Origin of the sequence: Alicyclobacillus herbarius DSM 13609 (assembly GCF_000430585.1) — a bacterium.
In the GTDB taxonomy this organism is placed as follows: domain Bacteria; phylum Bacillota; class Bacilli; order Alicyclobacillales; family Alicyclobacillaceae; genus Alicyclobacillus_G; species Alicyclobacillus_G herbarius.
Genome location: NZ_AUMH01000044.1, coordinates 1 through 7690, shown reverse-complemented (window position 1 = coordinate 7690; position 7690 = coordinate 1). Strand labels below are relative to the sequence as shown.

At 55.0% G+C, this 7690-nt stretch carries 10 protein-coding genes; 2 read left to right on the top strand and 8 right to left on the bottom strand.

All coding sequences use genetic code 11. The annotated features are described in order from the left end of the window. The 3 genes from H522_RS0116155 to H522_RS22380 form a co-directional block, all read right to left on the bottom strand. On the bottom strand, nucleotides 1-368 hold a 368-nt coding region (locus tag H522_RS0116155), incomplete at its 3' end, for an ABC transporter permease family protein (RefSeq protein ID WP_026963113.1). Nucleotides 369-435: 67 nt separating this feature from the next. Next, a complete protein-coding gene (locus H522_RS0116150) occupies nucleotides 436-2115 on the bottom strand; it encodes an ABC transporter substrate-binding protein (protein ID WP_026963112.1) in 1680 nt (559 codons plus the stop codon). A 305-nt stretch (nucleotides 2116-2420) separates the two neighbouring features. Continuing rightward, a complete protein-coding gene (locus H522_RS22380) occupies nucleotides 2421-3548 on the bottom strand; it encodes a helix-turn-helix transcriptional regulator (RefSeq protein ID WP_162143526.1) in 1128 nt (375 codons plus the stop codon). Nucleotides 3549-3975: 427 nt separating this feature from the next. On the opposite strand from H522_RS22380, the gene H522_RS21670 reads away from it, so the two are divergent. Together H522_RS21670 and H522_RS21665 are read left to right on the top strand one after the other, a co-directional pair. After that, nucleotides 3976-4419, top strand: coding sequence for a hypothetical protein (locus H522_RS21670; protein ID WP_155836517.1), 444 nt, complete (start codon nucleotides 3976-3978; stop codon nucleotides 4417-4419). A gap of 75 nt (nucleotides 4420-4494) precedes the next feature. Then, a complete protein-coding gene (locus H522_RS21665) occupies nucleotides 4495-4641 on the top strand; it encodes a hypothetical protein (protein WP_155836515.1) in 147 nt (48 codons plus the stop codon). 82 nt (nucleotides 4642-4723) lie between these two features. On the opposite strand, the gene H522_RS0116130 is transcribed toward H522_RS21665, so the two are convergent. From H522_RS0116130 to H522_RS0116105, 5 genes are all read right to left on the bottom strand, one after another. Then, complete coding sequence (locus tag H522_RS0116130; protein WP_155836513.1) at nucleotides 4724-5485, bottom strand: polysaccharide deacetylase family protein; 762 nt, start codon at nucleotides 5483-5485, stop codon at nucleotides 4724-4726. Nucleotides 5486-5835: 350 nt separating this feature from the next. Then, entirely contained in the window at nucleotides 5836-6243 is a 408-nt protein-coding gene (locus H522_RS22620; RefSeq protein ID WP_425387032.1) for a class I SAM-dependent methyltransferase, read from the bottom strand. A gap of 100 nt (nucleotides 6244-6343) precedes the next feature. After that, nucleotides 6344-6661 (bottom strand): thioredoxin, encoded by a 318-nt coding sequence (gene trxA, locus H522_RS0116115; RefSeq protein WP_026963108.1) that lies wholly within the window; start codon nucleotides 6659-6661, stop codon nucleotides 6344-6346. 14 nt (nucleotides 6662-6675) lie between these two features. Next, nucleotides 6676-6936, bottom strand: coding sequence for a metal-sensitive transcriptional regulator (locus H522_RS0116110; protein ID WP_026963107.1), 261 nt, complete (start codon nucleotides 6934-6936; stop codon nucleotides 6676-6678). Between the two features lie 319 nt (nucleotides 6937-7255). Next, a partial coding sequence (locus H522_RS0116105) for an RNA-guided endonuclease InsQ/TnpB family protein (protein ID WP_026963106.1) occupies nucleotides 7256-7690 on the bottom strand: 435 nt, incomplete at its 5' end.

The following is a 7690-nucleotide window of genomic DNA, read 5'->3' as shown; positions in this document are numbered from 1 at the left end:
TAGATACCCGCCCCCGTGCCGGCGAAGACCGAAAGCAGCGTCGCCACCCCCACCAACGCAATCGTCCACGGCAGGCTGTGGCCGATGACCGCAGTCGTCGGCGTTGGGTAGTAGGTGAAGGATAGTCCCCAGTTGCCGGTTAACAGTCCTTTTAAATAATCGAAGTACTGCAGGATGAGCGGTTTGTTGCTAAAACCAAACTGCAGTTCCAAGGCGTGCAGCGCGTAGGGCGTCAGGTGGCCCTGAAACTTAGCGAACATGGCCTCGGCCGGATCGCCCGGCATCATCCGCGGCAGGATGAAGTTGATGGTGACCGCAGCCCACACCGAGATAACGAAAAACACCAACCGGTTGATGACGTATCGCACGCTCGCGCCTCCTTTCATTAGGCTGGCCGTTCAGGCGGGCGGGGCAACCCCTCCGCCCGCCATCCCCTTACGACCGCGGCTTCAAGTGCATCACGACAATTTCCGGCGCTGGCCACGCCCAGGCGGCAGGCGTCACATACGGCTTGCTGGCGCTCGGCCAGCCCGTGTACGCACTATCGTGGTACTCATACCAGGTCGGGCCCTCAAACAGCATGATGGTTGGCATCTTTTCGGCGAGAATTCGCTCGACCTTATACAGCGCCTGTTTCTGTTTCTGCTTATCCGTCGTGCTGGCAAATTGGTCCAGAGCCTGGTCGGTGGCCGGATCGCTCCATTGCGCATAGTTGTTGATAGCTCCGGTGGCAAAGGTCGATTTGAAGATGTAGTACGGGTTCGGACCGTTACTGGTGGAGACCAGTGCCAAGTCAAACTTGTGACCCTGCAGGTCAGACATGTACCCGCCGTACTGCTGCTGCTGAACCTGCACCTTGATGCCAATTTTCTGCAGCTGCTGCGAGATCAACTGCGCGTCCATAATCCAGTCCGTCCACCCGGAGACGACCTCGAGGCTAAACGACAACGGTTTCCCGTCGGGTGTCTCAAAGATACCGGAGGAATTCTTCTTAAATCCGGCATCCTCCAGCAGTTTGACCGCCTTTTGCGGGTTGTACGTGAATTCCGTATCCGCCTTGGGCAGGTTCGGATCGAGCCAATCCTTCATAATCGGCAACAGCACACCGGTCGGATTGGCCTTTTCTGGATAACCGTACTCGCCTTTTTGAATCAGGGCGTTGCGGTCAATCGCCAGGCTCATCGCCTTACGCACTGTCAGGTTGCTCAGAATCGGGTTTTTCAGGTTGGGCACCAGCTGCACATCGTTGTTCGGCGGGAACCAGTATTTGTTGTTCGGACTCTTCGACGTAAACACTTGTTCGATATTCGGAATGAACGAGCTTGTCCACTGAATATCGCCCTTCGCCAACGCCATGTTCACGCCATCGTTGCTATTGTACGCAGGCATATCAATCTCTGGCACTGGCGGTTTGCCCAGGTAGTAATCCGGATTGGCCTTAAACTTGTAATCCTGCGAAGAGAACGAGTCGAGCACGTAGGGACCTGTCCCAACCGGGTTTTCGTTGTTGGTCTTTTTCGGGTCCTTGATGTTTTTCCAGATATGCTCCGGCACAATCGCCGCTTCTTCGATGTACAGTTCAAACGGAACGTCGACGTGTTTGAAATCAAAGACCACCTTGTAATCGCCGTCCGCCTTGACGTCCGCCAGTTCCCTCCATACCCCGCTCGAATCCAACTCAGGGTGCTGTTTGAGAAGGTTAAACGTGAAAACGACATCTTTGGACGTGAACTTCTGCCCATCCGACCATTTGACGTTGTCACGCAGGGTCACGGTCAGTGTCTTGTTACCGTTGCTCCACTGGGTGCTCTTTCCGAGCAGCGGATACCGCTCTGGGCCCACACGGTTGTAATAGAACAACGATTCGTAAATGAATCCGAGCGTGCCCGGGTTATTTGTTCCCGTCTGGAACGGATTGAAGTTGCGTTGGAAACTCCCATAGGAAGCCGGGACCATCACTAGCGTCGACGATTTATCGGCCGTCGATGCACTTCCGCTTCCGGACGAGCCGGATGTAGCGGTATTGCTGTTCGATCCGCTCCCACACCCGGCTAATGCGGTCGTCATGACCGCAGCGGCCCCCAGCATGAATGTTGCCTTCCAGTTTGTCTTCACATTGGCTCCCCCTCTCACCTGTTGCCACCCAATGTCGCTAGCGCGGGAGCCCCGCACTGTTCAGAGCCATAGACCAAACGGTCCGTAGAAGAGTTAGGAAAACACCGACACTAGAGTGGTTGACGGAACAAAGTATATAGAATTGGACCCGGTTCATACGATGCGTTTTTCTATGATTTATCGACAAAATTTGACCAAGTTTGCGAAACTAAGGATTTGTTATGAAGCCGTTTTCCAGCATTGTAGAGGACGGGGGTTTCCTCAGCCGGCCACCGTCTCCTTCCAAGGTTCACTTTCCTTTCATCCTAGACGCCTCCGCGTTCGCGGTACTCCCTCGGAGTGATCCCTACGTGCCGCTTGAACAGCTTGTTGAAGTATGTCGCGTCCGGATACCCAACCCTCGCCCCAACTTCGTAGATTTTGAGGCTCAGGTCTTCCACCAGAATCTTCTTCGCCTTCGCTAGGCGCGTCCGGATAATGTATTCGTGCACTGTCATCCCCGTCTCCTGCTTGAACCGCTTGCTCAAGTGCCCTGCGCTTAAATACACCCGCGACGCCAGGTCCTCCAGTTCCAGCTCAGACGCATACTCCTTCTCAATCCACTCCATTACCCGCAGCACCTGGAGGCTCCGTCCCACCGCCGCCGCATCCCGCGGCGTCTCCAGCAAACCGCTAACAATCTCCTTCAGCCGTCCTTTAATCGCTTCCAGCTTGCAGCACTCCTGCGCAATGACCTCCTGCCACGCCTCTGGCCGCCGCCACACCCGCGATACCCCGCCGCGCGGCCAGCGCGCCTGCGCCTCTGCCAGCACGACCACCTGCGCGCAATACACCGCCACTTCTCGCAGCGTCCAACGCTCCTGCCGCATCACCGCGAACGTCTCCTCCAGCACTGCCAACACGGCCGCCACGGCGCCTTCCGACAGTACCTGCAGCAGCCTGTCCACTGCCCCCACAAAGTTTCCTTCTCCTCGAAACACCCGCGGCTCTGCCACACTCACGCCTTGGCGATCCAACACATTCTGGTTACAGTACCAAATCGCCTGCTCCAGCGCGCCAAACCACTCCTCCAGCCGCACTACCGGTAGCGGTCCACACAGCCCCGCCAGGACATTTCCGTCGCAGCATTCCCGCAGCCGCTTTTCCACCACCTGCCGCAACGGCTCTACCGATGCGGCCGCCAGCGTCAGCACAAAGCTGCGGCTGCCTTGCCACAACACGTGCAGCACTTCCGTCCGAGCTGTCTGCAGGGCACTGAGAAACGGATAGATGGGGAACGGGCGCTGACTATGTACTACCAAGACCGCCACATCCGACAACGGATTCACCTTGCCCAGCGCTTCCGTCACCGCACCCACGTCGATCTGCAGCGCATCAGAAAACAGCACGTCCTTGCGGCTAACAAACGGGACGGTTTGTGCGGAATCGTTCATTCCGTTCCCTTCCCGCACTGACCGGGGCTGGGTGGAAACTTCCATATCACCACTTCCTTTATCTCTTTCTTTATCTCTTTTCAGAAACAGTCATTGAGAATCCAGTATTCGCAACCGGTTTCAAAACAACCCTGGCAACTTCACTTTGAAAGGACTTGTGTAAAGCTAACAGTGAAAGCGATTGTTTGGAAACATTATAGTACACTCCTCGCCAGTAAGTCAGGATGAAATGGTAGTTTTATAGTCTTTTTATAATCTCATTTGCCTAATATCTACATGCGTAAGCCTCAGCTGGGCAGCCCATTTCTCCAATTTACCTACCTCAGGCACTGGTCGGGATGGGGTCCACACGACTGAATAAACCCGTGCATACCCTGATTCGAACGGAAGGCGGATGGCGAAGGGACTTGAAAGGGATGTATGTCGAATGCGGCGCAGAAAGGGTGATTCGACTCCGCGAAATAAAACCGTGGTTACTGGGATTCTTCGTGCGATTGACTTATGGATTGCTTTCCTATTGTTAACAGGTCAAATCACAACGACCGGGGTGTACCTTTCCTCGGGGGCCATATGGTTAAGTCTCTCAGGACCTATCATCGGCGGTCCGAGACAGGAGGGAACCACAGCGGGATCCGGTTTTGCCTTGGATGCCATCGATGTGCTCACAGCTCTCCTGCTGATTGTAGGACAGATTACGAATACAGGGCCCTGGATCTCCTCAGGCCGCTTTAGTCTTGTCGTCAGCGGCCCGGCCTTTGGCAACCCAGACATCCCAGTCGCCGCCAGCCCAGACGAGACCAGCCCGCGCGCCCAAGAATTCTTTACCGATTTTTGCCAGCTTGTAGTCCGCCGACAAGTCCGCAACCGCTGAAGATCCATGTTGCCGGCAAATGGTGAGGAAACTCGAAGTGTGAGATCCATCTTCGGTACGAAGGAGGAAAAACGAATGTTTCTGCACAAAGTACCCACGGTCCGCATGCCGAAGGCGGTAATCTACGTCGCAGCAATCTCACTGGGAACCTTCTATTTCTGGTTCACCAAACCGGCCCAAACGTCTACCAGTCGTACTTCCCGCCGCAGTACAGAAATCTAAGCTGTGTCCTTGGTTATCCAAACCCATCGGTGTCGGATTTACGCGGGTGGTGGAGGTGTTGCTCCAAGGTGGCCGCAGAGGCTTACAATTCATATTGGATCTGCGCATCACTCGCCGTGGCCAGGTCAATGTGGTGCACCGTGTGCGACCCTACGTCGATAACCCCAGACCGCTCGCTCAACGATTGGAACATGTCCCGATCCCAAGTCCGCACGCCTTGCCTTTTGCTTAGGTCCTTCCACTTTACCCCGGTCGTGTAGGTTTCGGTGAATACGGAGAACAGCGGTTTCAAACCGAGTCCGTCCAACATCTCTATCATCTTTTTCGTCGGGTCAGTTGCTTTCCGTTGCTCATATCGCTCTTTTGCCGCCACCCATCCGGGATTCCCTTCATCGCGCATTTTCTGCCATGCAGGCTTGCGCCCCGCGTTAGATTGCCCCTGCCCCCCTTTGGAGTTCGGATCGACCAACGGACTAAGGAAATTGCTGGCCAATTGCTGCGCATCCCCAGACTTGCCGATAGACTGGGGCACAAGTACCTCGTAGATTTGCCGAGCTACCTTCAGCAGTTCTTCGTCTGTCCCCGGCTCATCCGTCCTGCCGTTTAGACGTTGACGTTCACGCAGACGCTGCAGAAGCTCTCGCCGGCACTGTTCCCCGCTCCTATATAGTTGCTGTTCACCCTTCGGACCGCGCGTGTACAAGTTTTTCTGCCGCATGAGACTCAACCATTCGGTGTAGTACCGCACACCAGCGTTCGCGGCTTTATGCAGCTGCCAGATACCCGCCCGAATGTCTGGGTGTTTGCCTAACCGCAGCTTGACCTTTATGGATTTCGTCGCCATACCCTTCCCCCGCTTTACGTTTTTCTCCCAGTTGATCAGCGGGCCATTTCCTAGAACCGCTTGCTTGAGCACGTCGTCCGCCTGATAAATCTGGTATTCTCCCTTGTTAGAATATAATCCTGGAATACGTTGTCAGGCAACGAAGTCTGTTCCGAACCTTCCTCGTTTTCATCTGGGGGTTGTCGTGTAGTGAAAGGAATCGAGCCGCAACCTGAGGTTGCCTTGAAGTTCTCTGGAGGACCTGCGGCGCGTAGAACAGCTGAACGAAAAGCATCAAACGAAATGCCGTCACATCCCGCCAATAAAACATTTGGTTCCCGCGAAACATCCATTCATAGGAACCAAACGCCTCATTCTCCATGTTCAAACTCTGCGAGGTACCCATAGTGCAGTTCATTTGGGCGGAAGAGAGTGCCCCGAAATCCGGCCCGGCGTAAGGCCTCTCCGAGAAAGTTCGCGTCGATCCGTTCCTCCAAGGTCGGCCCCATATCCATTGGTTTCTTTCCCCATTCGAGCACGAGTAATTTGCCATCGGTTTTCAGTAACCGGCTAAAATCGCTTAGGGTTTGCCCCAGGTCATCCACCTCATGGAAAACAAAGGAGCAGAAAATCCTATCCAAGCTCGCGTCTGGAAGCGGAATCTGTTCTGCAACTGCCTTCCGGAGGCAGGAGCTTTCTGCGTTCCGGATTGTCGAGGCGTGCAGCGCGTTCAGGTCGGAATCGATGTGCCATCGTAGCCCCCTTCGACTGTGTGGCACGGTTCGCAAGTCACGCTTCAACTGTCTATGTAGTCATTGGGCCGAACACATTTGCGCTTCGGCCCAATCTCCCGTAGCCACGGCACCTCCCGGCGAAGGCTCACAACACGCCTGCCAACTGGCTTAGCAACTGACTTTTTGGCATGTAGCCCACGAGTTGCTTTACAGGTTTCCCGTTCTTAAACAGAATCATCGTAGGAATACTCATGATTCCAAACGCCCCGGCCGTTGCTGGATTTTCATCGACATTCAATTTGGCTACCACGAGCCGATCCGCCTGATCTTTCGCCAGGTCCTCCAGCACGGGCGCCATCATCCGGCACGGTCCGCACCATTCGGCCCAAAAATCCACCAACACCGGTTTTTCCCCTTGAATCACGCTCTGAAAGTTTTGGTCAGTCACTTTTACAGTAGCCATTCGGTTCATCCTCCCTATCGACTTTTCATCAGCAATTCGATGGCTTCCTGAATCACTTTCTCCGCATTACCGTCATTCTCAACTTCCTTACGAATGCACTGTTCCATGTTCTCGCCAATGACATACATAATGACACGATCAACGGCAGCCCGAATGGCAGATAACTGGGTAACCACGTCCTTGCACGACTTGCCTTCATCCATCATCTGCAAGACGCCTCGGACCTGCCCTTCAATCCGCCGCAAACGGTGCCTCATCGAATCCGTGTACTCCACCCGAACTCCTCCTATCCCCCCTCATAATACCCTCCGCCGTATAAATCCAACGCGGCTTATAAATCCAACGCGCTTATCGAGTTAACCCTTGCGGCGAGAATTCCACGCCATGATGCCGCCCGGTAGATTCCGTACGTCCTACGGAAACCGCGAATATGTTCCTGCCGGAATTCCCCCGGTTCGCGGACATCAACCAATTGTGCCGACGCCTTCTTGTCGCTAATAAGTGCCAGCAATCCCTCTCGTTGGATCGTCTTGTACCGTTCTGCGATTCATGGACAAATATCCACTCGTCGCTTCCTGCTTCGATGAGCCATGACTAGCGGCGTGTCACCGCCCCGCCAGAGGGCTCTCCACAGGCGTGAATTCCCGCGGAACTCGCGGTACTGAACTTCAAAAGATTCCGCGCCGCATTCACGTCACGGTCGTGGTGCGTGTTGCACGTTGGACACGTCCATTCGCGCACCGAAAGCGGCAACTCGCCCAACACATGCCCGCATACGGAGCATGTCTTACTGCTCGCGTAAAAGCGCGGCACGACCGTCAGCGTTGATCCATACCATGTGCACTTGTACGCGAGCATTCGGCGAAACTCGCCCCATCCGGTGTCCGAAATGGCGCGCGCCAGCTTCCGATTCCGATGCATCCCCTGCACATTCAGGTCTTCCACGACGATTTCTCGCTTGGTTTTCGCGAGCTCTGTCGTTACCTTGTGCAGAAAGTCGTAGCGGATGTTTCGGATCCTTCGGTGTAG